The organism is Streptomyces sp. CBMA156, assembly GCF_014596515.1.
In the GTDB taxonomy this organism is placed as follows: Bacteria; Actinomycetota; Actinomycetes; order Streptomycetales; family Streptomycetaceae; genus Kitasatospora.
Genome location: NZ_MSJQ01000447.1, coordinates 18782 through 43514, shown reverse-complemented (window position 1 = coordinate 43514; position 24733 = coordinate 18782). Strand labels below are relative to the sequence as shown.

General features: G+C 72.2%; 23 protein-coding genes, 1 tRNA gene and 1 pseudogene. 16 read left to right on the top strand and 9 right to left on the bottom strand.

All coding sequences use genetic code 11. The annotated features are described in order from the left end of the window. Positions 1-422, bottom strand: a pseudogene (locus BU198_RS40630) (hypothetical protein); the annotation flags it as partial. 205 nt (positions 423-627) lie between these two features. Between BU198_RS40630 and BU198_RS40625 the strand changes: the two are divergent. Continuing rightward, entirely contained in the window at positions 628-1323 is a 696-nt protein-coding gene (locus BU198_RS40625) for an ArsR/SmtB family transcription factor (protein ID WP_188301721.1), read from the top strand. A 98-nt stretch (positions 1324-1421) separates the two neighbouring features. On the opposite strand, the gene BU198_RS40620 is transcribed toward BU198_RS40625, so the two are convergent. The 3 genes from BU198_RS40620 to BU198_RS40610 all read right to left on the bottom strand — a co-directional run bounded on the left by BU198_RS40620 (position 1422) and on the right by BU198_RS40610 (position 5414). Continuing rightward, positions 1422-1931, bottom strand: a complete 510-nt coding sequence (locus tag BU198_RS40620; protein ID WP_188301720.1) for a DinB family protein — start codon at positions 1929-1931, stop codon at positions 1422-1424. A gap of 45 nt (positions 1932-1976) precedes the next feature. Then, positions 1977-2774, bottom strand: a complete 798-nt coding sequence (locus tag BU198_RS40615; RefSeq protein WP_188301719.1) for a VOC family protein — start codon at positions 2772-2774, stop codon at positions 1977-1979. A 150-nt stretch (positions 2775-2924) separates the two neighbouring features. Then, positions 2925-5414, bottom strand: a complete 2490-nt coding sequence (locus tag BU198_RS40610; RefSeq protein ID WP_188301718.1) for a terpene synthase family protein — start codon at positions 5412-5414, stop codon at positions 2925-2927. 467 nt (positions 5415-5881) lie between these two features. Here BU198_RS40610 and BU198_RS40605 point away from each other — a divergent pair, with 467 nt between their 5' ends. Further along, on the top strand, positions 5882-6568 hold the full coding sequence (locus BU198_RS40605; protein ID WP_188301717.1) for an HhH-GPD-type base excision DNA repair protein: 687 nt from the start codon (positions 5882-5884) through the stop codon (positions 6566-6568). 120 nt (positions 6569-6688) lie between these two features. Here the strand turns inward: BU198_RS40605 and BU198_RS40600 are convergent, their stop codons facing one another. Then, complete coding sequence (locus tag BU198_RS40600; RefSeq protein ID WP_223245593.1) at positions 6689-8167, bottom strand: MFS transporter; 1479 nt, start codon at positions 8165-8167, stop codon at positions 6689-6691. Positions 8168-8276: 109 nt separating this feature from the next. Between BU198_RS40600 and BU198_RS40595 the strand changes: the two genes are divergently transcribed. Beyond that, positions 8277-9242 carry a helix-turn-helix transcriptional regulator gene (locus BU198_RS40595; RefSeq protein ID WP_188301715.1) on the top strand — a complete coding sequence of 322 codons (966 nt, stop codon included), beginning with the start codon at positions 8277-8279 and terminating at the stop codon, positions 9240-9242. Positions 9243-9290: 48 nt separating this feature from the next. Here the strand turns inward: BU198_RS40595 and BU198_RS40590 are convergent, their stop codons facing one another. After that, positions 9291-9809, bottom strand: a complete 519-nt coding sequence (locus tag BU198_RS40590) for a YbhB/YbcL family Raf kinase inhibitor-like protein (RefSeq protein WP_188301714.1) — start codon at positions 9807-9809, stop codon at positions 9291-9293. Positions 9810-9904: 95 nt separating this feature from the next. On the opposite strand from BU198_RS40590, the gene BU198_RS40585 reads away from it, so the two are divergent. Beyond that, entirely contained in the window at positions 9905-10588 is a 684-nt protein-coding gene (locus BU198_RS40585) for a rhomboid family intramembrane serine protease (protein ID WP_188301713.1), read from the top strand. A gap of 119 nt (positions 10589-10707) precedes the next feature. Continuing rightward, the gene (locus BU198_RS40580) at positions 10708-11874 is read left to right on the top strand and encodes a hypothetical protein (protein ID WP_188301712.1); all 1167 of its coding nucleotides are present in this window, start codon (positions 10708-10710) and stop codon (positions 11872-11874) included. A 4-nt stretch (positions 11875-11878) separates the two neighbouring features. Here BU198_RS40580 and BU198_RS40575 read toward each other — a convergent pair whose 3' ends face one another. Beyond that, on the bottom strand, positions 11879-13459 hold the full coding sequence (locus BU198_RS40575; RefSeq protein ID WP_223245587.1) for a helicase HerA-like domain-containing protein: 1581 nt from the start codon (positions 13457-13459) through the stop codon (positions 11879-11881). A 193-nt stretch (positions 13460-13652) separates the two neighbouring features. On the opposite strand from BU198_RS40575, the gene BU198_RS40570 reads away from it, so the two are divergent. Next, entirely contained in the window at positions 13653-13949 is a 297-nt protein-coding gene (locus BU198_RS40570; protein ID WP_030061387.1) for a type II toxin-antitoxin system VapB family antitoxin, read from the top strand. 274 nt (positions 13950-14223) lie between these two features. Next, a complete protein-coding gene (locus BU198_RS40565) occupies positions 14224-14895 on the top strand; it encodes a LytR C-terminal domain-containing protein (protein ID WP_188301724.1) in 672 nt (223 codons plus the stop codon). Between the two features lie 139 nt (positions 14896-15034). Here the strand turns inward: BU198_RS40565 and upp are convergent, their stop codons facing one another. Then, positions 15035-15670, bottom strand: a complete 636-nt coding sequence (gene upp, locus BU198_RS40560) for a uracil phosphoribosyltransferase (RefSeq protein ID WP_188301710.1) — start codon at positions 15668-15670, stop codon at positions 15035-15037. Between the two features lie 163 nt (positions 15671-15833). Here upp and BU198_RS40555 point away from each other — a divergent pair, with 163 nt between their 5' ends. The 8 genes from BU198_RS40555 to BU198_RS40520 all read left to right on the top strand — a co-directional run bounded on the left by BU198_RS40555 (position 15834) and on the right by BU198_RS40520 (position 20949). After that, positions 15834-16070, top strand: coding sequence for a hypothetical protein (locus BU198_RS40555; RefSeq protein ID WP_223245586.1), 237 nt, complete (start codon positions 15834-15836; stop codon positions 16068-16070). 334 nt (positions 16071-16404) lie between these two features. Next, positions 16405-16962, top strand: coding sequence for a tRNA adenosine deaminase-associated protein (locus BU198_RS40550; protein ID WP_188301709.1), 558 nt, complete (start codon positions 16405-16407; stop codon positions 16960-16962). A gap of 50 nt (positions 16963-17012) precedes the next feature. Next, positions 17013-17540: a tRNA adenosine(34) deaminase TadA gene (gene tadA / locus BU198_RS40545; protein ID WP_188301708.1), complete on the top strand. Its 528-nt coding sequence runs from the start codon at positions 17013-17015 to the stop codon at positions 17538-17540. Between the two features lie 67 nt (positions 17541-17607). After that, positions 17608-17694, top strand: a tRNA-Ser gene (locus tag BU198_RS40540). Between the two features lie 403 nt (positions 17695-18097). Beyond that, the gene (locus BU198_RS40535) at positions 18098-18334 is read left to right on the top strand and encodes a hypothetical protein (RefSeq protein ID WP_188301725.1); all 237 of its coding nucleotides are present in this window, start codon (positions 18098-18100) and stop codon (positions 18332-18334) included. Positions 18335-18413: 79 nt separating this feature from the next. Then, positions 18414-18707 carry a Dabb family protein gene (locus BU198_RS40530; RefSeq protein ID WP_188301707.1) on the top strand — a complete coding sequence of 98 codons (294 nt, stop codon included), beginning with the start codon at positions 18414-18416 and terminating at the stop codon, positions 18705-18707. A 346-nt stretch (positions 18708-19053) separates the two neighbouring features. Further along, entirely contained in the window at positions 19054-19899 is an 846-nt protein-coding gene (locus tag BU198_RS40525) for an RNA polymerase sigma factor SigF (protein WP_317620522.1), read from the top strand. Between the two features lie 144 nt (positions 19900-20043). Beyond that, positions 20044-20949, top strand: coding sequence for an RNA polymerase sigma factor SigF (locus tag BU198_RS40520; protein WP_188301706.1), 906 nt, complete (start codon positions 20044-20046; stop codon positions 20947-20949). Here BU198_RS40520 and BU198_RS40515 read toward each other — a convergent pair whose 3' ends face one another. Continuing rightward, positions 20950-21966, bottom strand: a complete 1017-nt coding sequence (locus BU198_RS40515) for a tyrosine-protein phosphatase (protein ID WP_223245585.1) — start codon at positions 21964-21966, stop codon at positions 20950-20952. A gap of 355 nt (positions 21967-22321) precedes the next feature. Here BU198_RS40515 and BU198_RS40510 point away from each other — a divergent pair, with 355 nt between their 5' ends. Further along, a complete protein-coding gene (locus tag BU198_RS40510) occupies positions 22322-24676 on the top strand; it encodes a hypothetical protein (protein WP_188301704.1) in 2355 nt (784 codons plus the stop codon). The last annotated feature ends 57 nt before the right edge of the window (positions 24677-24733 follow it).

Below are 24733 nucleotides of genomic sequence, written 5' to 3'. Positions count from 1 at the left end.
CGGCCGCGCTCGCCCTGGGACAGGGTGGTCCACGCGGCCCCGGCCATCGCGCCCATGCCGAGCGTCTCGATCAGCTGCTCGGCCCGCGCCACCGCCTCCGGGTCGGCCAGGCCGAACTCCGCCGCGAGCACCCGGACGACCCGCAGCCGTACGTCGGGCTCGAAGCCACCGGCCGCGGCCACCCGCAGCCGGGCCGGGTCCAGCCGTTCCAGGTCGGCCAGCACCAGCGCCCGGCGCCGGGCGTGCGGCTCGCCCGAACTGAACCGGGCGACGGCAGACCGCAGCCAGGCCACCGTGCCCGGGGCGGCGCCGGGGGCGGCGGGCAGCGGGACCAGCGCCGGGTCGGCCAGGGCCGCCGTCACGTCGTCGTAGCGGGAGAAGGTCAGGGTCGCCGGGCCGGGGACCACCGTGGTTTCGCTCATGCCGTCATCGTGGTCCCGGGTCGTTTCGGCCCCGGCCGAACCGTGCCGGGGCGACCCTGGAGGCATGTCCCCGGCTCCGCCTCCCCCCGCGGCCCCGACGCTGCGACCGCCCACGACTCCGTCGGCGGGCCCGCCTTCGCACACGCTCCAGCCTCCGCACAGGCCCCCGCCTCCGTCCGAGCCCCCGTGCCCCGACCATGGAGGCATGACGCTCGCCGCCTTCGCCGCCCTGCTCGCCGACCCCACCCGCGCCGCCATCTGCACCGCGCTGCTCGACGGCCGCGCCTGGACCGCCGGCGAACTGGCCCGGCACGCACGCGTCGCACCGTCCACGGCCAGCGAGCACCTGTCCCGGCTGATCGCGGGCGGGCTGCTGGCCGAGGAGCGGCAGGGCCGGCACCGGTACGTCCGGCTGGCCACCCCCGCGGTGGCCACCCTGATCGAGGACCTCACCGTCTTCGCCGAGTCCCGGCCCGGCCCCGCGACCGCACCCCGCAACCTGGGCGAGGCCACCCGGCTGAGCGCCGAGGCCCGCGCCCGCACCTGCTACGACCACCTGGCCGGGCGCCTCGGCGTGGCCGTCTCGGACGCGCTGCTCGCCCGTGGCCTGGTCACCGAGGAGGACGGGATCGCCGTCACCGGGCTCGGCCGGGACTGGCTGGCCGCGCAGGGGATCGAGCTGCCGCCGCGCGCGGGCCAGCGGGGCGGGCGGCCGGTGGTGCGCAGCTGCCTGGACTGGACGGAGCGCCGCAACCACCTGGGCGGGGCGCTGGGCGCGGCGCTCTGCCGGGCCGCCCTGGACCGCGCCTGGGTGGAGCGGATCGGCTCCGGCCGGGCCCTGCGGGTCACCCCGGACGGCGACCGGGCGCTGCGCGGACTCCTCGGCGTGGAACTGCCCTGACGGCGGTCCCGCACCATCGACGCCGCTGAGCCCTCCGGCACCGCTCAGCCCGCCGACACCCCGCAGCCGGCCGCCGCCCCGCAGCCCTCCGGCACCGCTCAGCCCATCGACTTCGCCCCGTCCAGCGACTCACGGATGATGTCCGCGTGTCCGGCGTGCTGCGCGGTCTCGGCGATCAGGTGCAGCAGCACCCGCCGGGCCGACCAGGCCGTGCCCGGCGGGAACCAGGGCGCACGCGGCAGTTCGTGGGCGAGGTCGAGGTCGGGCAGACTCCCGACCAGTTCGTCCGTCCCGCGCGCCACCCGTTCGTACTCGGCGAGCAGCCCGGCCAGTGTGTCGCCCTCCACCATCCGGAACTGGGCCGCCCAGGCCTCCTGGTCGTCGGGCCCGTGCTCCCCGTCCCGGCCCCGTATCGCCTCCGCACCGCCGGTCATGAACCGCGCCCAGCGCGCCTCGGCCGCCGCCACGTGCTTGACCAGGCCGCCGAGGGTCAGCTCGCTGACCGTGGTGCGCTCGGCCGCCTGGGCGTCGGTGAGGTCCCGGGTGGTGCGCCGCAGCAGTCCGCGGTGCTTGTCCAACGTCTCGACGAGTTCCTCGCGCTCACCCACCGGCGGCCGTCCCCGTCGCGCGCCGCCCCGCCGCTCGCCGTTCCATCAGACGTCCGCCGTCTCCGGCTGCTCGCCGACCGTCCGCCCCAGGTCGATAAGCCCGAAGGCCGCGCCCTGCTGGTCGCCGACCGCCGCGAACCGGCCGAACGGGCTGTCCATCGGGCCGAAGTACACCTTGCCGCCGCGCGCCGTCAGACGTTCGATCGCGGCGTCGGTGTCGTCCACCGCGAAGTAGACGCTGATGTACGAGGGCGCCTGGGGCGGCAGGAAGTCGCCCTCCGCCGCCATCCGGCCCAGCACGACCCGCTCGCCGACCTGGAACATCCGGTAGTCGAACTCCCCGCCCGCCATCGTCTTCACGCCGTACGGGAAGACCGCGGGGAAGAAGGCGTCGGCCTGGGCCGGCTCGCGGGTCACCACCTCGGCCCAGCTGTAGGCGCCGGGCTCGCCCTGCTTCTCGAAGCCCTCGTGCCGCCCGGCCTGCCAGACGCCGAACGCCACGCCGGCCGGGTCCCTGGCGATCACCGACGTACCGAAGTCGCCGATCTGCATCGGCCCCATGACCACCTCGCCGCCGTTGGCCCGGATCCGGGCCGCGGTGGCGCCGGCGTCCGGCGAGGCCAGGTACAGGCACCAGGCGGACTTGGCCTCGGCCCCGGGCATCGGCGGCACGATCGCGGCGACCGCCTTGCCGTCCGAGTACGCCTGGGTGTAGTTGCCGTACTCCGACGAGCTCTCGCCGAAGGTCCAGCCCAGCACGTCGCCGTAGAAGGCCTTCGCGCCCTCCAGGTCGGTGAACATCGCGTCGGCCCAACAGGGTGTGCCCTCAGGTAGCGCAGCCATCTCTCTGCCTTCGTGTGTGGCGAAGTGCGCGCGCCGGGAGGGCGCACGCCGGCCCCCGGTTCGCCAGCCTAGCCACGACGCGACGCGCCCGCGCGGGATGACCCGCGCGGGCGCGCCCTCCTGTTTTCCCGGTTCCCCGGCCTCAGCCGCTCAGTGCTCCGGCACCGCCCCGCCCGGCGGCAGCCGCAGCGAGGCCGTGCCCAGCCCGGTCGGGCCGAGCGGCACTCCACCGGTCGGGACGGCGGCCGTGGGAGCGATCGGGGCCGCCGCCGTGGCCGCCCGGCGGGCCTGCGAGGCCTCCGCCAGGTCCCGCTCGGCGCCGAAGTGCCGCTCCAGGTCGGCCGTGCCGTACCGCAGACACCCTTCGTGCCAACCCAGTATTCCCGCGAGCCAGTTCTCCAACTCCACCACGTACCCGTCGAGCAGCTCCCGGGCCGCCGGCTCCAGCCCGAAGTCCTCGTACATGACCGGGAGTTCCTTCCGCGCGACGTGCTGGAACTGGTCCAGCCGCGAGCGCATCAGGTCGTCGACGATCCGGACCCCCGACTCGTAGTCGCAGTTGAAGAAGTTCTGCACCACCAGGACGGCGTTGTGCAGCTCGCCCTCGTACTCGACCTCCTTCTGGTACGAGAAGAGGTCGTTCATCATGCACGCGTAGTCCATCGCGGAGTTCTCCAGCGCGCGCATCGAGCCGTGGTCGTACACCTCCTGCGGCACGGTCTTCCCGTGGCCGAGGCGGGAGAGGCTCGTGGTGAGCTCGGAGCCGAAGGTGGAGCGGCGCATCTCCAGGTAGTCCACCGGGTCCGGGATCCGGTTCTGGATCTGGTTGCCCAGCTCCCAGATCCAGCTGTCCAGCATCGCCTCGACCGCCACCCGGAACCGGCCCCTGGCCTCGACGGTCATCGGACCGGCCGTCCGCTCCCAGAGGTCGGCGAGGCTGCGCTCCAGCGCGTTGACGGGCTCCGGCGCGGGGCTGCCGTCCACCGGCATGAACAGCGACAGCCGCGCGTTGGAGGCCTTGGCGCCGCCCAGGTCACGGGTGCGCCCGAAGGCCCGGGGGTAGTAGTCGTCGGCCCAGGTGCCCCAGGCCAACCAGGCCGAGGCGATGTCGAGTTGGTCCGCCGTGGCGTCCGGATGGATGCCGGCCGCGCAGAGCGGGAGGTCGTAGTCGCGCATCGACCCGGCGTCCCAGACACCGGATGCGGGGACGCCGGGCTCGGCCGCCAGCAGTCCCATCCGCCCGGCCCACTCGATCACCCGCTCCCTGGCGCCGTCCAGGTGCGGGCTCAGCCTGAGGTCGTACGGCAGCTCGAACCCGGGCAGCCGGGACGGGCCGACGGCCTGGTACGGCACGTACCCGAACGAGCGTGCCCGCCGCCCGGCCGGGCCAGCCGCGCTCTCGACCGCCGGTGGCGCGGGCGGCTCCGTGCCGATGGCCCCCTTGCGCAGGATGTCCAGCGCCGAGGTGCCGATGCCGCCGATCGCGTACTGGTCCCACCAGTTGCCGCCCCCGGACCCGCCCGGAAGCCCCGACAGTCCCGGCAGTCCCGGCAGTCCCGCCGGCGCACCGCCCGAGCCGGGCACCACCTCGCCACCCGAGCCGCCCTGCTTGCCCCGCCCGCCCGGCCTGCCCGAACCCGCCGCCGCCCCACCGCCGTTCATGTACCGGCTGGAGCGCAGGTGCCACTCGTGCCCGCCGGACTGCCAGTCCTGGAGGCCCTTGACGTACGCCGTCACCCGGGCGCGGCCCGCCGGGTCGAGCCCGGTCTCCGCGAACAGCACCGGCAGTTCGGTGAACACGGTGTTCTCGAACTGCTGGAGCCGTGAGGTGAGCAGGTCGTTGACCGCCTCGGCGGCTTCCTGGGTGGAGCATTCGAGGAATCGTTCCAGCACCAGGATGCCGTTGCTCAGCTCGCCCTCGTCCTCCACCTCCCGCTGGTACGAGAAGATGTCGTTGCGCAGGTGCACCCCGTCGGAGAAGGCGTCCATCAGCACCCGCAGCGCCCGCGAACCCGACACCTCCTTCGGCACCTCGGCCTCGGCCGCGTACTCGACCAGTTGCGCGGACCAGGGCGCGCCACCGACCTTGCGGCGCATCTCGATGTACTCGACCGGGTTGGCCACCCGGCCCTCGTTGATGTTCGCGAGCTCCCACAGCGACTCGTTGAGCAGGTTCCTGGTGCTCTCGGCGAACCGGATCCGCCAGTCCTCGCCCATCACCGGCACGGTGCGCCGCCACAGGTCGGCCAGCCCGGCCTCGACCGGGTTCTCCGGCTCGGGCAGCTCGGCGGCCGGGTCGGCCGGCATGAACAGCGGCAGCCGGTCGAGGTGGGCCTTGCCCGCCCCGCGGTCGTTGGTGCGCTTGTACATGTCGAGGAAGTGGTCGTCGAAGAAGAAGACCCACACGTACCAGTCGGTGACCAGCGACAGCGCCTCGGCGGAGGCGTCGGGGTGGGTGTACGCGCAGAGCAGCCCGTAGTCGTGGGCCTCCAGGTCGGCCTGATCCCAGATTCCAGAGCCCTCCAGCATCCCCATCTCCCGGGCCCAGCCGGTGGAATGGGACCGTGCCTCGTCCAGATGGGGGTTGAGGCGTGCCGGGTGCGGCACGTAGAAGGACGGCAGTTCGAACGGCTGGGTCACGGCGGTCTGGCCTTTCTGGACGCGTCGATGTGGACCAAGAATGACCTGCCGTCAGCTCGACGCACCGATACAACAGAATTAGTCATATGAAATGACCCATTGCCCCCACTCAAAACCGCCCGCCCGGCCGAGCGCCCTCCCTCCTCCTGCACACCCCCAACGCCCGCCCCCGCACACCGATCCCGCGGTGACGGCCCGGGCCCCGAGGGCAGGGGAGGAGGCGGAGGGCGTCCTGCGGACGAGGAGGAAGGGGGGCGGGCACGGGCGGGCAAGGGCTCGGGCAAAAAATATTCCGCGCTACCCCGTTCGCCACCCCCGACAACCGCTCCGCCAACGAACAATGCAGCTCTGACAAGGCCTTGAACAGACAAGACTTCCCCGGCTACGGGCGTGTTGACCGCCTACGCCAACGTCGCGTCCACCAGACTGGGCGCCGACCCGACGTCAACTCCGAGGAGCGCAAGCCCATGAACGTCACCGTTCGGCTCGCACAGCAGCCCGAGGCCGACGAACTGCTCGGACGGAGTGCGCTCGCCGCGCTCGTCGGCATGCTGCTGGACCAGCAGGTCCCGATGGAGTGGGCGTTCACCGGCCCGCTGACCATCGCCCAGCGCCTCGGCCACGACGACCTGGACGCCCACGAGATCGCCACCTACAACCCGGAGGAGTTCGTCGCCCTCCTCTCAGCGAAACCCGCGGTGCACCGCTATCCGGCCGCGATGGCCAAACGGGTGCAGCAGCTCTGCCAGTTCCTCGTCGCGCAGTACGACGGCGAGGCCGCCGCGCTGTGGAAGAACGTCCGCACCGGCAAGGAGCTGCTCAGCCGGCTCAACGCCCTGCCCGGCTTCGGCAAGCAGAAGTCTCAGATCTTCCTGGCCCTGCTCGGCAAGCAGTACGGGGTGCGGCCCGAGGGCTGGCAGGAGGCGGCCGGAGTGTACGGCGAGGAGGGCGCGCACCGCTCGGTCGCCGACATCACCGGTCCCGAATCCCTCACCCTGGTACGGGAGTTCAAGCAGGAGGTGAAGCGCGCCGCGAAGGAGGCCAAGGCCGCGGCCAAGCCGCGCACCACCACCCGTACGACCACTGCCCAGGCCCCCGCACACTCTCCCGCCCACACCCCCGCCCACGCCCACGCCCCGACCGGTGCGCGCTGAGACCGGTCGCCCCCGCCGGTCCCGCCGGAGAAGTCCACCGCCGTACGGTCCACCGTCCCGGCACGCGAAGCGGGCCCCGGCCGCACCGCGCGACCGGGGCCCGCGAACGGGAGCGTTCCGTCAGGCCAGGACGGGCTCCCGCTCCTCCGCGGTGGAGCCGGCGACCGGCCCGACCGCCTTGCGCCGCTTCGGCAGCGCGAACATCAGCAGGAAGACGGCGAACAGCACCCCGGCGACCCACCACATGGCGTGCACGAAGGCCCCGCTGAACGCCGCCCCGGCCGCCTCCGGCGCGACCACGTCGTCCATCGCCCCGAAGAAGGCGACCGACACCAGGCCGAGCCCGAGCGCGTTGCCCACCTGCTGCACGGTGTTGATCAGCCCGGACGCCGAACCGGCGTGCTCGCGCGGCACCTCCGCCAGCACCGCGTCGGTGATCGGCGCGACGATCAGGCCCATCCCGAGGCCCATCACCACCAGCGGCAGCACCATCTGCCAGGCCGTGATGGCCGTCCCGTACCGGTCCGCCTCCCAGAGGTAGACGAGCACGCCCACCGCCATCACCAGCGCACCGGTCTGGAGCACCTTCCGCCCGAAGCGCGGCACCAGCTTCTGCACCGAGAGCCCGGCCGCCACGGAGACCGCGATCGAGAACGGGATGCCGGTCGCACCGGCCTTGAGCGCGCTCCAGCCCAGGCCCATCTGCAGGTAAAGGGTCCAGACCAGGAAGTAGATGCCGATCGCCACGCCGAAGGCCAGCTGCACGCAGATCCCGGCCGCGAAGGACTTCACCCGGAACAGCGCCAGCTCCACCAGCGGCGAGCCGTCCCGCCGCGTCTTGACCTTCTCGTACGCCACGAACAGCGCGAACACCGGCAGGCTCCCGGCCATCGACAGGTGGCCCCACAGCGGCCAGCCGGCCTCCCGGCCGTGCGTCAGCGGGTAGATCAGCATCAGCAGGCCGAGGCTGGCCAGCGCCACGCCCACCAGGTCCAGCTTCAGCGCCTGGTCTGCCTTCGACTCGTCGATGAAGCGGCGGCCCAGCAGCAGACCGGCGATGCCGACCGGCAGGTTGATCAGGAAGATCGGCCGCCAGGCCAGGCCGAACAGGTCCCACTCGGTGAGCAGCGCGCCGATCAGCGGACCGGAGACGGCGCCGAGCCCGACCACCGCGCCGAACAGGCCGAACACCTTGCCGCGCTCCTCCGCCGGGAAGGTCGCGTGGATGATCGACAGCACCTGCGGCACCATCAGCGCCGCCGTCCCGCCCTGGAGCAGCCGGGTCGCGATCAGCATCTCCGGGCCGGTGGCCAGCCCGCACAGCGCCGAGGCCACCGTGAAGCCGCCTATCCCGATCAGGAACAGCCGCTTGCGGCCGTGGATGTCGCCCAGCCGGCCGCCGGTGATCAGGCCGATCGCGAAGGCCAGCGCGTAGCCGCCGGTGACCCACTGGACGGCGCTGAAGGAGGCGCCGGTGTCCTCCCGGATGCTCGGGATGGCGATGTTGACGATGGTGACGTCCACCAAGTCCATGAAGGAGGCGACCATCACGATCGTCAGCGCGATCCACCTCCGCCGGTCCGCTTGCGCGGTGCCCATTGCGTTCTCCTCTTCCTTCTCCACGTCCACGACGCTCTTCTCCACGTCCGGGACAGTACGGGGCATGTAGGTCAGAACCTGTCCCAGTCGTTCCGGCATGCTGGGTGGTATGACCGACACCCCGGCCCGGCTGCTGAGCCTCCTCTCCCTGCTCCAGACCCCGCGCGAGTGGCCCGGCAGCGAGCTCGCCGAGCGGCTCGGCGTCAGCCCCCGCACCATCCGGCGCGACATCGACCGGCTGCGCGAGCTCGGCTACCCGGTGCGGGCCAGCATGGGCGCGGTCGGCGGCTACCGGCTGGTCGCGGGCACCGCGATGCCCCCGCTGCTGCTGGACGACGAGGAGGCGGTGGCCATCGCGGTCGGGCTGCGCGCGGCGGCCGGGCACGCCGTGGTCGGCATCGAGGAGGCCTCGGTACGGGCGCTCGGCAAGCTTCTCCAGGTGCTGCCTGGCCGGCTGCGGCAGCGGGTCGGGACGCTCAACTCCGCGACCGTGCCCCTGCTCACCGGGGACGGCCCGACCGTCGACCCGGAGGACCTCACGGTGCTCGCCAGCGCCGTCACCGCCAGGGAACGGCTGCGCTTCGGCTACCGGGCGTACGACGGCGCCGAGACCAGGCGGCAGGTCGAGCCCGAACGGCTGGTCTCGGTCGGCCGCCGCTGGTACCTGGTCGGCTACGACCTGGACCGCGCGGACTGGCGGCTCTTCCGGGTCGACCGGCTGATCGCCCCGGCCACCACGGGTGTCCGCTTCACCCCGCGCCAGCTCCCCGCCGAGGACGCCGCCGCGTACGTGGCGGGCAAGCTGCGCCGCCCGTCACCGAGCGGCACCGTGGTCGCCACCGTGCACGCCCCGGCCGAGCGGGTCCGCCACGGCCTCAGGCACGGCGACTGCGAGGTCGAGCCGATCGACGGGCACAGCTGCCGGCTCCGCTCCCGCTCCGACTCCCTGGAGTGGACGGCGATGCGGCTGCTGTCGCTGGACTGCGCCTTCGAGGTGCACGAGCCGCCGGCGCTGCGCGAGCACCTGCGCGGACTCGCCGCCCGGGCCCGCCACGCGGCGGGCCCGGAGGATTAGACCGCAGGTCAGGCCCCGGCCGGACGATCGGTCGTCGGCACGGCCCGCTCAGACCCCGTACTCGGCGGTCAGCAGCGCCCGGCCCAGGGTGTGGAAGGTCAGGTTGAAGCCCACCTGGGCCGGCGGGATGTCGGCGGCGATGCCGAGCTTCTCCACGTCCAGCGCGTGCACCGCGAAGACGTAGCGGTGCGGGGCGCCGGGCGGCGGGGCGGCGCCGTCGTACCGGTTGCCGGGGAAGTCGTTGCGGCCGTGGAAGGAGGCCCCGCCCGGCAGGCTCCCGTCCGAGGAGCCGGCGCCGCGCGGCAGCCCGGTGGTGTCGGCGGGCAGGTCGAGCGCGAGCCAGTGCCACCAGCCGGAGCCGGTCGGCGCGTCCGGGTCGTAGCAGGTGACCGCGATGCTCCGGGTGCCCTCGGGCAGGCCGGACCAGGCCAGCTGCGGCGAGAGGTTGCCGCCGGCGTGGACGAACTCCTCTCCCAGCGTGCCGCCTTCGGTGATGTCCTGGCTGCTCAGCTCGAAGGACGGCACCTGCGGCAGGAACTCGTACGGCAGCGGCGGGCGCTTGCTCATGGGCTGGTCACCTCTCACGGTCGGAATGACACGGGTCACTGTAATCGGGTGCGCATCCGCTCCCACCGCCGGACGACAAGCCCTACAGTCGGGGCATGGCCGCCAAATTCGCCCAGTTGTTCGCCGACTCCCGCCGCGCGCTGTTCACCATGCTCGGCGTCCAGGCCGTCATCTGGTCGGTCCAGGTCGTCAACTGGCTGGGCGACTACGGGCTGTCGCGGGAGTTCGGGCTGCGCTCCGGGCAGCTCGGCGATCTGCCCGAGATGTTCACCATGCCCTTCCTGCACTTCAGTTGGAGCCACATCGAGGCCAACTCCTGGCCGCTGTTCGTACTCGGCTTCCTGTCGGCCTACCGGGGCATGCGGAAGTTCCTGCTGGCCAGCCTGGTGATCGTGGTGTCCGGCGGGCTGACGGTCTGGCTGCTGGAGGGCCCGAACACCGTGACGGCCGGCGCCAGCGGCATGGTCTACGGCTACCTCGGCTACGTGGTGCTGCGCGGGGTGCTGGACCGCAACGTGCTGGACGCGGTGGTCGGCATCGTCATCGCGGCGGTCTACTCGACCATCCTGGTCGGGGTGCTGCCGCTCGCCCAGGGCGTCAGCTGGCTGGGCCACCTCGGCGGGCTGATCGGCGGACTGGCCGCCGCCGTCCTGCTCCGCAACCGGCCCGCCGATCAGCAGGCCGGGACGCGGGCCCCGCAGCCCGCGCCCCAGGGCGCGGGTGCCCCGAGCAGCCCCGGATCCGCCCTGCTCAAGCAGCTGGACGACCTCGGCCTGTGAGACGTGCCGGCCGGCGGCGTCACGGGCCCGCAGGACCGCCCGGAGCATCAGGTATAGACCAATCCAACCCCTGCGGATAGCGTGGACGGCTCACCCTCCCCCAGCTCCGGAGCCGCACCGTGGAGTCGTCCGTCCTCGCCTTCGCCACCGATCTGCTCGACGAGGGCACCGACACCTTCTTCGGCAACCTCACCGACCGCGCCGGGGTCGGTGGCGTCACCCTCGCCTCGGTCTACCACGAGGCCCGCGACGTCTTCCCGCACAACCCCCGCCGGGTGATCCGCTACCTGGAGCCCGGCGCCGCGTACTTCCGCCCCGATCCGGCCGCCTGGCAGGGCCGCCGGCTGGCCCCCGTGCCGTCCACCGCGATCGGTGACCGCGACCCCTTCGCCGAGGCCGCCGAGGAGGCCGGCCGCCGCGGGCTGAAGCTGCACGCCTGGACGGTCTTCTGCCACAACGACCGGCTCGGCTTCGCCCACCCCGACTGCGCCCCGGCCAACGCCTTCGGCGACCGCCACCTCACCGAACTCTGCCCGGCGAACCCGGAGGTCAGGGAGTACGCGCTGACCCTGGTCGCCGAACTGGCCAGGTACGGCGTGGACGCGATCCGCGCCGAGTCCCTGCACTTCCACGGCCTGCGCCACGGCTACCACCACGAGCGCTACTTCGAGGAACTCGGCCCGACCGCCGAGGCCCTGCTCGGCGTCTGCTTCTGCCCGCACTGCCGCGCCGCCGCCACCGGGGCCGGCGTCCCGGCCGACCTGGTCGCCGAAGCCGTACGGACCGAACTGCGCCGCCGGCTGGCCGACGAGTCCGCCGCCGCCGGGCCCGCCGACCTGAGCGCCCTCGCCGACGGCGCCTTCGCCGCCTACGTGGACGCCTCCGCCGCCACCGTCACCTCGCTGGCCGCCGATCTCTCCGAGCAGGCCCGCCGCCACGGCATGCGGCTGAGCTTCATGGACGGCGGCGGACCCGGCACGGGCTGGCTCTCCGGCATCGACCTGCCGGCCCTCGCCAAGGCCGTCGACGGGATCGAGACCCTCGGCTACGCGAGGACCCCGGAGGCGGTCCGGGAGAAGATCGCCGCCTTCGCCCTGCACGGCGTCCGCCCGCAGGACATGGCGGTGATCCTGCGCCCGATGTCCTCCGACTGCGACGGCCCGGAGAACCTCACCGCCAAGATCGCCACCCTGCGCGAACTCGGCGTCCCCGAGGTCGAGTTCTACCACTACGGCCTGATGCGGCTGTCCTCCCTGGACCGGATCGGCGCCGCGCTCTCCGGCTGACCGGTCACCGCCGCCGCTTGGACGTCCCGAACAGGCTGCGCGAGATCTCCTGCCCGAGCTGGCGCCCGGCCGAGCGCGCGAAGGACTTCACGGTCGGGTTGCTCAGCAGCGACCCGAGCAGCCCACCCGCGCCGGCCTGCTCCCTCGCCTGCTCCTTCGCCCGCTCCCGCGGCGCGGGCGACTCCGACGGCTTCGACGGCTCGGCCCCGGCCGGCGCCGCCTCCGGCCTGGGCGCGCGCGCCGCCAGCTTCTCGTACGCCGACTCCCGGTCGATCGCGTCCCGGTAGCGCGCGGTCAGCGGTGAGGCCTCCACCATCGCCCGCAGCGCGTTCGCCTCGATCGGCCCCATCAGCGACTGCGGCGCCCTCAGCCTGGTCGCCGCGACCGGTGTCGGCGCGCCCTTCTCGGAGAGGACGGTGACCACGGCCTCGCCGGTGCCCAGCGAGGTCAGCACCGCACCGAGGTCGTACGAGGAGCGCGGGAAGGTCGAGACGGTGGCCTTGAGCGCCTTGGCGTCGTCCGGGGTGAAGGCGCGCAGCGCGTGCTGCACCCGGTTGCCCAACTGCGCCAGCACGTCGGACGGGACGTCCCGCGGCGTCTGGGTCACGAAGAAGATGCCGACCCCCTTGGACCGGATCAGCCGCACGGTCTGGGTGATCGCCTCCAGGAAGGCCTTGGAGGCGCCCTTGAACAGCAGGTGCGCCTCGTCGAAGAAGAACACCAGCTTGGGCTTGTCGAGGTCGCCCACCTCGGGCAGCTCCTGGTAGAGGTCGGCGAGCAGCCACATCAGGAAGGTGGAGAACAGCCGCGGCCGGTCCTGCACGGCGGGCAGTTCCAGCACCGAGACCACCCCCCTGCCGTCCTGGGTGCTCCGCAGCAGCTCGGCGGTGTCGAACTCGGGCTCGCCGAAGAACGCCCCGGCGCCCTCGTTCTCCAGCACGGTGAGCGCCCGCAGGATCACCCCTGCGGTGGCCGCCGAGAGCCCGCCGATGGTCCGCAGTTCCTCCCTGCCCTCGGGTGAGGCGAGGAAGGCGATCACCGCGGTGAGGTCCTTGAGGTCGTAGAGCTCCAGGCCCTTGCCGTCGGCGTAGTGGAACACCAGGCTGAGCGAGGACTCCTGGGTCTCGTTCAGGTCGAGCACCTTGGACAGCAGCAGCGGCCCGAAGCTGGTGACGGTGGCCCTGACCGGGATGCCCTCACCCTGCCCGCCGAGCGAGTAGAACTCGGCCGGGCAGGCCCGCGGCGCCCACTGCTGCCCCACCTCGGCGGCCCGGGCGCCGGTCCGCTCGCTCGGCGTCCCCGGCGCGGCGACGCCGGAGACGTCCCCCTTGACGTCGGCCAGGAACACCGGCACGCCCTCTCCGGAGAGCTGTTCGGCGATCAGCTGGAGGGTCTTGGTCTTGCCGGTGCCGGTGGCCCCGGCGACCAGCCCGTGCCGGTTGAGCACGCCCAGCGGGATGCGCACCTGGGCGTCCGGGTACGCGGTTCCGTCCAGCAGCACCGCTCCGAGGTCGAGGGCGGGACCGGTGAAGGCGTACCCGTCGGCGATCTCCCGGACGGCCGGCGGGGTGAGGTCGGAGGACATCGGTGCACACTCCTGAGCGGATCGGAACGCTTCGGAACGCTTCGGCATCGGCACCGGAACCCGTCGGCCCCGGGGCGATGTTCGCGACATTTCCCATCAAACAGCCGCATTCGTCCACGCGCAGTTCACACCGGCACGCGTGGCGGCGCCGCGGCTGCTGCGCCATCCGCCGCCCAAACGGTAGGCTTTCCGTGTGATCTTCAAGCGCATCGGCAATGGGCGGCCGTACCCGGATCACGGCCGGACGAGCACCCGCCAGTGGGCTGACGTCGCCCCGCGCCCGGTGCGGCTCGACCAGCTGGTGACCACCAAGGGTCAACTCGACCTCGAAACCCTCCTGGCCGAGGACTCGACCTTCTACGGGGACCTCTTCGCCCACGTGGTGAAGTGGCACGGCGACCTCTACCTGGAGGACGGCCTGCACCGGGCCGTCCGGGCCGCGCTGCAGCAGCGCCAGGTGCTGCACGCCCGCGTCCTCGAAATGGAATGACGGCCCCGGCCGCCGGGACCTTCGGACCCGCCACAGGCTCTCAGGACCGCCCCCTCGCCACCCGGCGGAGGGCGGTCCGCGCGTACCCGGGTACCCCCTTTCGGGTACCGGGGTACGCCAGATGATGATCGTTTAGTACCTTCGAGGCCGTACGGCACTACGCTGCTGACTACGGCCGCGACCAGGGGATTCCGCCCGCACCGGGGGAAGCACCCACCCGGCCGATCCGTCATCCCGACCCCGCCCCGGCACGAGGGGGAGACAGACCGTGAGCATGTTGACTCCCCAAGGGCTCAAGGGGAAGCAGTACCGCGTCACCGGCAACACCTACCCGCGGCTGGGCCGGCCCCCCAAGAAGAGCCGCAAGGTGATCGCCGCGCTCGTCGGCCTGCTCGTCCTGGCCCTGATCTCGCTCGGCGGCCTCCAGCTGTACGACATCTTCACCGGCAAGGGCAAGAACGCCTCGGCCCAGGCCTGCGCGACCCCGTCCGGCAAGCCGCTGGCCGCCCCGACGCCGGGCGCCACCGACGCCGCCGGCGCGCCCGCCGCCGCGCAGGGCGACCCGCACGCGGTCCCGCAGCCCTCCGCGGTCACCGTCAACGTCTACAACGCCACCACCAAGGGCGGCCTGGCCGGCCGGACGGCCGAGGAGTTCAAGAAGCGCGGCTTCGTCATCGGCAAGGTCGGCAACGCCCCGGCCGAGCTGGACAAGAAGGTGCCCGGCACCGCCCAGGTGATCGCCGGCCCGGCCGGTGCCGGCGCCGGCACCCTGGTCGGCTCGCAGATCGCCGGGGCCGCCGTCACCGCCGACGCCCGCACCGACGGCAGCGTGGACTTCGTGATCGGCGACAGCTACAACACGCTGCTGGACGAGACCCAGGCGGCCGCCGCCCTCGCGCTGGCCACCAAGCCCTCCCCCACCCCGACCGCCACCGGCAGCTGCTGAGGCGTCAAGGACCGCGAAGAGCCCCCCGGCAGACGCAGTGCCGGGGGGCTCTCGGTGTTCGGTGGTCCGGTGCCGCTCCGGTGGCCCGGTGCTGCTCCGGTACTGCTTCGGTGGTCCGGTGGTCCAGTCCGGGGGAGGCTCAGCCGGCCGTGCCGTAGAGCCGGTCGCCCGCGTCGCCGAGGCCGGGAACGATGTAGCCGTTCTCGTTGAGCCGCTCGTCCAGGGCGGCGGTGACCACGGTGACCGGCAGGTCCGCCAGCTCCCGCTGCACCACCTCGACGCCCTCGGGGGCGGCCAGCAGCACGACGGCGGTGACGTCGGTGGCACCGCGCTCGATCAGCGTCCTGATCGCGGCGACCAGGGTGCCGCCGGTGGCCAGCATCGGGTCGAGCACGTAGACCTGGCGGCCGGAGAGGTCATCCGGCATCCGGGTGGCGTAGGTGGAGGCCTCCAGGGTCTCCTCGTTGCGGACCATGCCGAGGAAGCCCACCTCGGCGGTCGGCAGCAGGCGGGTCATCCCGTCCAGCATGCCGAGACCGGCCCGCAGGATCGGCACGACCAGCGGACGCGGGTAGCTGAGCCGGGTACCCAGCGTGACCGCCACCGGGGTGGTGATCTCCACCTCGTCGGTGCGGACGTCCCGGGTGGCCTCGTAGGCGAGGAGGGTCACCAGCTCGTCGGTCAGGCGACGGAAGGTCGGCGAGTCGGTGCGCTCGTCGCGCAGGGTGGAGAGCTTGTGGGCGACCAGGGGGTGGTCGACGACGTGGAGACGCATGTATCGAGGTTAGCCCGCTCCTGGACGGGTGTACGACCCGCCGTGCCCCACCCGGGTGCCGGACCGGGTGACGCGTTCGTGACACGCCGTGACCCACCGCGCCTGTCCGGACGGAAGCACCTCCTGTGGTATCAACCGGGCCGTTCTGGGAATGTCACGTCTTATGACGAGCAACCCGAAGGCCGGGGACGGCTCGGTGGACGAGCCCGTCGGCGGGGAGGGCCGGAGCCCGGGCCCGCCGCACGACCTCCCGGAGACCGAGGCGGAGCGCCGCAAACGGCGGGCCGTCTTCCTGCGCGAGCTCACCGAGGCCCGCGAGCTGCGGGAGCGGGTCCAGCCCCGGCGGACCAAGGAGCGGCGGATGCGCGAGGCGATGCGGATGCGAACCTTCCGGACCTGACCCGGACCCGACCCGACCCGGCCCGGCCCCGCACCGCCCTGACACGCTCCCGGCACGAACCGTGCGCACCCGGCGGACGCACCGAAAAGCGACCCGCGGCGGCCCTGCGGGCGTTCGGAGCAAATTTCGACCGGCCTCCCACCGTCCCGGCCCGACTTCGCCGTCCGCCACCCGGTCCTTCCGACACGACCTGCAAAGACGCGCTGCCGAACACCCCCCGCGAGGGCGGGCTTTCTGTCACGATTCCGAGGGGACGGTCCGAACAAGCGGACCGTCTCCGGCGCGGGGGCGGCCGGATTTTCGCGTCGCCCGGGCGTGCCGACAGCCGATACCGATGATCTTGGGAGTGTCCCTGGTGGCGTACTTCGCTGCAGTGCTTGCTCGCTCCGAGGACGGGTGGGATGTGAGCGAGACGGAGCTCGACGACGTCGAGACCCTGGCCGATCTGACCGACCTGGCCCGCGACTCGGCCCAGGACGACGACAGCGTCCTGATCTTCATCGAACAGGAGGACGCCTGGTTCGCCATCGTCCGCGTGGACGGCGAGGAGGACCCTCGGATCTTCGTGTCGGACGGCGCCGCGGCCGCCCGCAGCTCCTACGGCTCCGTCCTCACCGACGAACTGGTCGACCAGGCCGGCGAGAGCGAGTTCGGCGACCTGGAGCACCTGCTGGACGAGGCCGAGGAGGCCGAGGAGCAGGACGAGGAGGACGCCGACGCCCGCGGCGGCGTCCCGGTCGGCCCGCTGGGCGACGCCCACCTGCTCACCGAGTTCGGCCTGGCCTCCGACGAACTGCTCGCCCTCAGCGGCGAGGGCGCGGTCCCGGGCGACGCCCTGGAGGAGATCGCCGAGGCCCTGGGCTGTGGCGAGGTCCTGGAGGCCGTCCGGTAGCGGGGCCGGTCAGGCCGGTGTCCGCCACCGGATGCCCGACACTGGATGCCATGCAGCCCGCATCCGCCCCGTTGACCGTCCCGCACGTCCCTCCGCTGCCCGCACCCGTCCGCCCCGACCCGGTCCGTGACCGCTGGGCGGCGCCGATGCGCCTCGCCATGGCCGAGGCCGCGCTGGCGCCGGCCACCGGGGACGTACCGGTCGGGGCGCTCGTCCTGGGCCCGGACGGCGAGGTGATCGGACGCGGCCACAACGAGCGCGAGGCCGTCGGCGACCCGACCGGGCACGCCGAGGTGGTCGCGATCCGGCAGGCGGCGGCGAAGGTCGGAGAGTGGCGGCTGAGCGGCTGCACGCTGGTCGTCACGCTGGAGCCGTGCACGATGTGCGCCGGCGCCATCGTGCTGTCCAGGATCGACCGGGTGGTCTACGGCGCCCTCGACGAGAAGGCCGGCGCGGCCGGTTCGCTCTTCGACGTGATGCGCGACCGCCGGCTCAACCACCGCCCCGAGGTGGTCTGGGGCGTCCTCGCCGACGAGTGCGGCGAGCAGCTGCGCGCCTTCTTCGACACCCACCGCTGAGGGCCCGCCGGCCGCCGTACCGATACGGATTTCGTGACTGCGCCGACCCTCCGGTAGAGTTCCTCTCGGTAGCGTGTCCGAGCGGCCAAAGGAGCACGCCTCGAAAGCGTGTGTGGGGGCAACTCCACCGTGGGTTCGAATCCCACCGCTACCGCTCGAAAGCCCGAGGGCCCGTCCGATCCGGACGGGCCCTCGGCGTTTGTCCCCTCCGCCGCGCCGACGGCACAGCACGGGCGCGGGCACGAAAAACGGCTCCGTACCCCGGGCCGATGACCACCGGTGCCCGGTCCGTACGGAGCCTGGAGGGGGGAGCGGCTCGGGGGGACTGACCGCTCCCCCGGCGGAGTCCCACAACCGGAGCCGCGTCGGGGGGAAGTCGCGGCGACCGGTCCCACAGCGGGGAGCTCCGGATCCATGTACCGGAGATTCCTGCCAGATCCTCGGTACGTCATCCATCCTGCCGCCCGGACCGCGACCGGGCACCCGGAGAAAGGCCCCACTCGCGGGGACCTTCGTCCCGGCGGCCGAACGCGTCGCACACTTGATAGCCCGTCCGGGTGGATAAGCTGCCTTGCAGGCCGTTCGGGGACCGGATGACGGCGGCCGACGGCTTCGAGGAAGGTCACCTGATGGCGCAGGCGAAGAAGATCGGCATCGCCCTCCTGCTCGTCTTCGTGCTCTACTCGATCATCAGCTCGCCCTCCCGCTCCGCCGAGCTGGTCCAGCTCGGGTTCGAGGGCATCTCCAACGCGGCCAAGGCGGTCGGCACCTTCATGACCGGGCTGATCAAGTAGCGGTCGGCCGGCGACCGGTCCCGGGCCACCGGCTACGGTGAGCGGGACCCTCAGTCCCCGTCCGCGAGGAGCGGCAATCGTGATCCGGCACCTGGTCCTGTTCAAGCTCAACGAAGGCGTCAGCAAGGACGAAGAGCGCGTGCTCGCCGGCGCCAAGGCCTTCGGCGCGCTCGGCGCGGTGATCCCCGAGCTGCGCCAGTGGGAGTGCGGCTGGAACACCACCGAGCGGGACATCGCGTACGACTACGCGATCAACAGCCTGGTCGAGGACGGCGAGGCCCTCCAGGCCTACCTGACCCACCCGGACCACCAGGCCGCGGCCGGCCTCTGGCGCGAGTTCGCCACCTGGGTGATCGCCGACATCGAGGTCTGAGCACCCGTCCGGCCCACCCGCCCCACCCCGTCCGGCCCCTTTCCGACCCGGTCCGACCCCTTTCCGTCCGGAGCCCGTACCCGGGCCGTACCCCGGACGGACCGCTGCGCCCCGCCCGGTATCCGGGCGGGGCGTTCTGCTCCGTCCGGGAACGATCCGGGCCCCACCCCGCCGGCCGGCCGGGGAAAGGTTGAACGCCCCACCAACACACCTCCGTCGGGTGCTTGCCCGACCTGTGCCCACCTTGTGATGCTATGACCGGTTTTGCCGGACATGGCGAGGTAGTGCGCCAGCCCCGACACCCGATCCGCAGGGCCCGCCGTTTGACGACTTTGGGAGGGGTGAGGTGTCCGTGGACGAAGTGCTGGCTGCGATCACCAGCCCGGCCGGCGAGCTCCGCCCGGACCGGCTGCGCGGCCCCGGCGGCCGGCCGGCCGTGGACGTCCGGACGCTGACCCGGGTGCTGTTCGAACGGCTCGCCGAGCTGCCCCCTGACGCCCCCGAGCGGGAGCGGGTCCGGGCCGCCCTGATCGAGGTGAACATCCCGCTGGTCCGCTACGCGGCCACCCGCTTCCGCAGCCGCAGCGAGCCCATGGAGGACGTCGTCCAGGTCGGCACGATCGGCCTGATCAACGCGATCGACCGGTTCGACCCCGACCGCGGCGTCCAGTTCCCCACCTACGCGCTGCCGACCATCCTGGGCGAGATCAAGCGCTACTTCCGGGACAACGTCCGCACCATGCACGTCCCGCGCCGGCTCCAGGAGCTGTGGGTCCAGGTCAGCGGCGCGATGGAGGAGCTGACGGTGCTGCACGGGAGGGCTCCCAAGGTGCCCGAGATCGCCGCCAGCCTGCGGATCCCCGAGGAGGACGTGCGGGCCTGCCTGGACGCCGGACGGGCCTACAACGCGGCGTCCCTGGAGGCCGCGCAGGAGCACGAGGGCGGGCTCGCCCTGCTCGACCGGCTCGGCTACGAGGACTCGGCGCTGGCCGAGGTCGAACACCGCGACATGGTCCGCCACCTGCTGGTCCAACTCCCCGAGCGGGAGCGCCGGATCGTGATGCTGCGGTTCTTCGCCAACCTGACCCAGTCCCAGATCAGCACCGAACTGGGGATGTCCCAGATGCACGTCTCCCGGCTGCTCTCGCGGATCCTGACCAGGCTTCGGACCGGCAACTCCTGGGAAGAGTGAGATTGCAGCGAGTTACCCGTGCGTGACATCTTGCGACGTTCGGGTTTGCCGTGGACCGTGTTCCGGTATGCAGGGGGAAGGCCCTCGCCGGGAACCTCCGCGCGAAGGCCCCCGTTCAACTGTCAGTCACGAGGGGGTGGGTGCATGTCCGGAGAGCTGGGCACTGCGGAGATCCACGCTGGTCAGGCCAACGGCACGGCCGTCGCCGAGGACCTCGTCCCGCGGCAGCGGGCCGAACCGGTCGCGCCGCCCGGCCCCGTCGCGGGATCCGAGACGCCGCCCGGCGCCGGGATCGACACCCGGACGCTCTCCCGCTCGCTGTTCCTGCGGCTGGCCGCGCTGGACCCCGGCAGCACGGAGCACACCTACGTCCGCGACACCCTGATCGAGCTCAACCTGCCGCTGGTCCGGTACGCCTCGGCGCGCTTCCGCAGCCGCAACGAGCCGATGGAGGACATCGTCCAGGTCGGCACGATCGGCCTGATCAAGGCGATCGACCGGTTCGACCCGGAGCGCGGGGTCGAGTTCCCCACCTTCGCGATGCCCACCGTGGTCGGCGAGATCAAGCGCTTCTTCCGGGACACCAGCTGGTCGGTCCGGGTGCCCCGCCGGCTCCAGGAGCTGCGGCTGGCGCTCACCAAGGCCGGCGACGAGCTCTCCCAGCGGCTGGACCGCTCCCCCACCGTCGCCGAGCTGGCGGTCTGCCTGGGGGTCAGCGAGGAGGACGTGGTCGAGGGTCTCGCGGTCGGCAACGCGTACACCGCCAGCTCGCTCGACTCCGGCACCGGCGAGGAGGACAGCGACGGGCCGCTGGCCGACCGGCTCGGCTACGAGGACCTCGCGCTGGAGGGCGTCGAGTACCGGGAGTCGCTCAAGCCGCTGCTGGCCAAGCTGCCGCCGCGGGAGCGCCGGATCATCATGCTGCGGTTCTTCGGCAACCTCACCCAGTCGCAGATCGGCGAGGAGATCGGGATCTCCCAGATGCACGTCTCCCGGCTGCTCACCCGGACGCTGACCCAGCTGCGCGAAGGGCTGATCAACGAGGGCTGATCAGCGCGGGCTGAGCCCGTCGGCCCGGGCCGGGCCGGCCACGTGCTCGGCCACCTGCTCGACCCCGGCCCCGGCCCCGGGCTCGTCCAGCAGGTTGGCGCGCAGCCCGGCCAGCACCTCGTCGTCCAGCCCCAGCCCCTCCCGCCAGAACGCCTCGAAGCCGCCCCAGCCCGTCTCGACCTCCGCGAACGCCGCGTCCAGGTAGCCGTGGTCGGCCCGGAAGACCGGCAGGAGCAGCTCGGGCTCGCTCATCAGGCCCCGGGCGCCGAAGTCGTCCAGCGCCCGGCGCACGACCGGGGCTGAGCGCTCGTTGGTGAGCAGGTAGTCGGCCAGGACGGTCCCGCGGTCCACCCCGAGGGCGGTCAGCAGCAGTGCGGCTGCCCAGCCGGTGCGGTCCTTGCCAGCCGAACAGTGGAACAGCAACGGCGGCCCGTCCGGGGCGGCCAGCAGGCGCAGCAGGGCGGCGAAGCGCTCGCGCGCCACCGGATCCGTGACGAACCACCGGTAGAGGCCGGTCATCAGCGCGGCCGCCCTGCCGTCGCCGAGCAGGGCCTGCTGGCGCTGCGGACTGTGGTCGGCCAGCGCGTCGCGGATCAGCAGGAAGATGTCGAAGTCCGCTGCCAGCAGCGGAAGATGATGAAGTGTCACACCGCCGGGCAGCCGGTCGAGACCGGCCTGGCGGACTTCTCCCATGCTCCGCAGGTCCACCACGCTGCGCAGGCCGAGCGCACCGAGCGGGGCGAGGTCCTCGGCGGTGACATGGTTCAGGCCATCGCTGCGCAGTGCCACCCCGCGCCGGAGAATCCGGTCGTCAGCCGCCCGGTACCCGCCCAGATCCCGCGCGTTGATCGCGCCGCGCAAACCGAGACTGCGTCCGACCAGCGACGTTCCGCGGCTCTCCGGTGACGCATTCCGTACGTTCCGGAATCCCCCCGACTCGGTATGCTGATCGACCACGCGAGCACCTCCATTGCATATTCGGACTGTCACATGGCACAGCCGTGCCCGATATTGCATGAACCTGCCCAACGGGGCGGCGAGATGTGCAAGAGTGTCATGCGCAACGACGACAGTGTAGGTGTCCCGCCCGCCCCACGGACCCACACCGTCAGTAACCGCGCGTAGCACTCGGCTTCCGGTTTTTCATTTCCAATTCATTATTTGCGCCGCCGGTACGGTTCCGGTCACAATCAGCGCCTTCATGGCCTCACCATGAACGTTGGTAACAGGTTCGCTGCACTCTCGCCCAATTGGTCCCTCACACCGCCTTCACTCGACCAGGATGGGCCCGGGCAGCCCGGCTGCCCGCGAACAGAGACACGGGCAGGCGAGCGCCGAGCAGCGGCGCGCCGGCCCCAAGGGGAGGATCACCATGGGTCGAGCGACCCGAAGAGTCGCCGCGTGCGCCGCGGCAGTCCTGCTGGCCAGCGGCCTGCAGATCACCCTGGCCCACGGCGACACGCCGCCCAGGATCGACCTCACCGTCCTGGTCGTCGACGACGGTGGTCCGTCCGTCGCCGCCATCGCGGCCGAGCTGAAGAGCCAGGGCACGCCCTACAAGGTCGTCAGTCTCAATGACCCCAACCGTCCCGTCATCAACTCGGCTTTCCTGAGTGACACGGTGAACGGCCAGCCCCGGGGGAAGTTCCAGGGCATCGTGCTGCCCAACGAAAACCCCTTCCCCAGCAGTGCCGCCGAGATGACGGCGATCGCGAGCTACGAAGCCGCATTCAACGTCCGCCAGATCGACGCGTACACCTGGGCCAGTCCGGCGGTGGGTCTGAACTACGCCCAGAATCCCGGATTCGTCGGCAGCCTCGACGGATTCCAGGGCGCGACCACGGCATCCGGAACTTCGGGACCGTTCGGGTACCTCAAGGGCAGCGTCCCGTTCGAGGACAACGCTCCCGACGTCAGCGAGAGCTACGGCTACCTGGCCACCCCGTACGCCGGCCTTCCGTCCGGCAGCTCCTTCGTCCCGCTGGTCGACGCGGCGATACCCAACACGACCTCCCGCGGTTCGCTGGTCGGCGAGTACACCCACGGCGGCCGCAAGGAACTTGTCGTCACGTTCGTCTACAACCAGTACCAGCAGCAGTACCGCCTGCTGGCCCGCGGCATGGTCGAATGGCTCACCCAGGGCGTCCACCTCGGCTACGACCGGAACTACTTCGCCACCCACGTGGACGACGTCTTCCTGGCCGACGACCGCTGGGACACCGTGCTGAAGTGCACCCCCGGCGACGTCACCTGCCCGCCCGGCACCCCGGAGACGGCCAACCCGATCCGGATGACCGTCGACGACGCCAACCACCTGAAGCAGTGGCAGACCGCCAACAACTTCACGCTGGACATGGTGTTCAACGGTGCCGGCAGCGAGGACTGGAAGTCCGACCACTCGACCACCGTGGACCCCACGGCGGACCGCCTGATCGCCGACCAGAACAGCTACCGGTGGGTCAACCACACCTACACCCACCCGTACCTGGGCTGCGTGCAGGACGTCACGGTGGTGCCGTGGCGCTGCACCAAGAACAGCGCGGGCAACACGGTCTGGACCGACCAGAGCACGATCTCCACCGAGATCACGAACAACGTCTCCTGGGCCGCCGCACACGGCCTCGGCTTCGACCCGCAGACCCTGGTCACCGGTGAGCACTCCGGCCTGATGACCGCACCGCAGGAGACCACCGACAACCCGAACCTGGCGCCGGTGCTGGCCGCCAACGGCATCAAGTTCACGGCCAGCGACGCCTCCCGCGAGACCGGCCAGCGGAACATCGGCTCGAACGTGCTGACCGTGCCGCGGTACCCGATGAACATCTTCTACAACGCCGGCACGGCGAAGGAAGAGGCCGACGAGTACAACTGGATCTACACCAGCGCGGCCAACGGCGGCAGCGGCATCTGCGAGAACAACGCCAACTCGACCTGCCTGACCCAGCCGCTGGACGTCAACACCGGTTACCAGTCGTACATCGTGCCGCTGGAGGCCCGGATCGACCTCGGCCACGTGCTGAGCAACGACCCCCGGCCGCACTTCGTGCACCAGTCGAACATCTCCGAGGACCGCATCCTCTTCCCGGTGCTGGAGAAGATCCTCGGCACCTACCGCTCGCTGCACGCGGACAACACCCCGATCGTGAACCTGAGCCAGCGCGAGGTCGGCCTGGAGTTCCAGCGCCGCGCAGCCTGGAACACGGCCCTCGCCTCCGGCCAGGTCACCGCCTACCGGGTCGGCGACACCGTCACGGTGAACGCGCCGGCCGGCGTTCAGGTCCAGGCCACCGTGCCGACCGGAACTGCTCAGAAGCTGTCCATCGGAACGGCCGCGTTCGGTTCCGCCTACGCCGGTACGCTCTCGGGTTGGGTGTCCCCGGGCGCCCTGCAGAGCAGCGTCACCCTGCAGCTGCCGTCCGCGCCGGTCGCCCCGGCCCCCGTCGCGCCGAACGTCGCGGCCGGCTCCGTCCCGGCCCCGGTGCCGACGGACAAGAAGGTCGTGCCGCAGGGCGTTGCCACCCCGGTCCCGGTGGGCCCGAGCGACAACACCCGCCGGTCCGCGCCGTCCCTGGTCCCGGGTAGCGGAACCCCGGTGCCCGGCAAGGACGTGACCGCTGGCACCATCGGTCAGGACAGCCACCGCGACGGGGTCGCGGCGAAGCACGGCAAGGCCTCTGGGGGGACGGCCTCGCCGAGCAGCACCACCGGACACTCCGGCAACCGGTAACCGGCAACACCCGCTGGTGGGGCCGGGCCGGTCGCCCGGCCCGGCCCCGCCACGGCT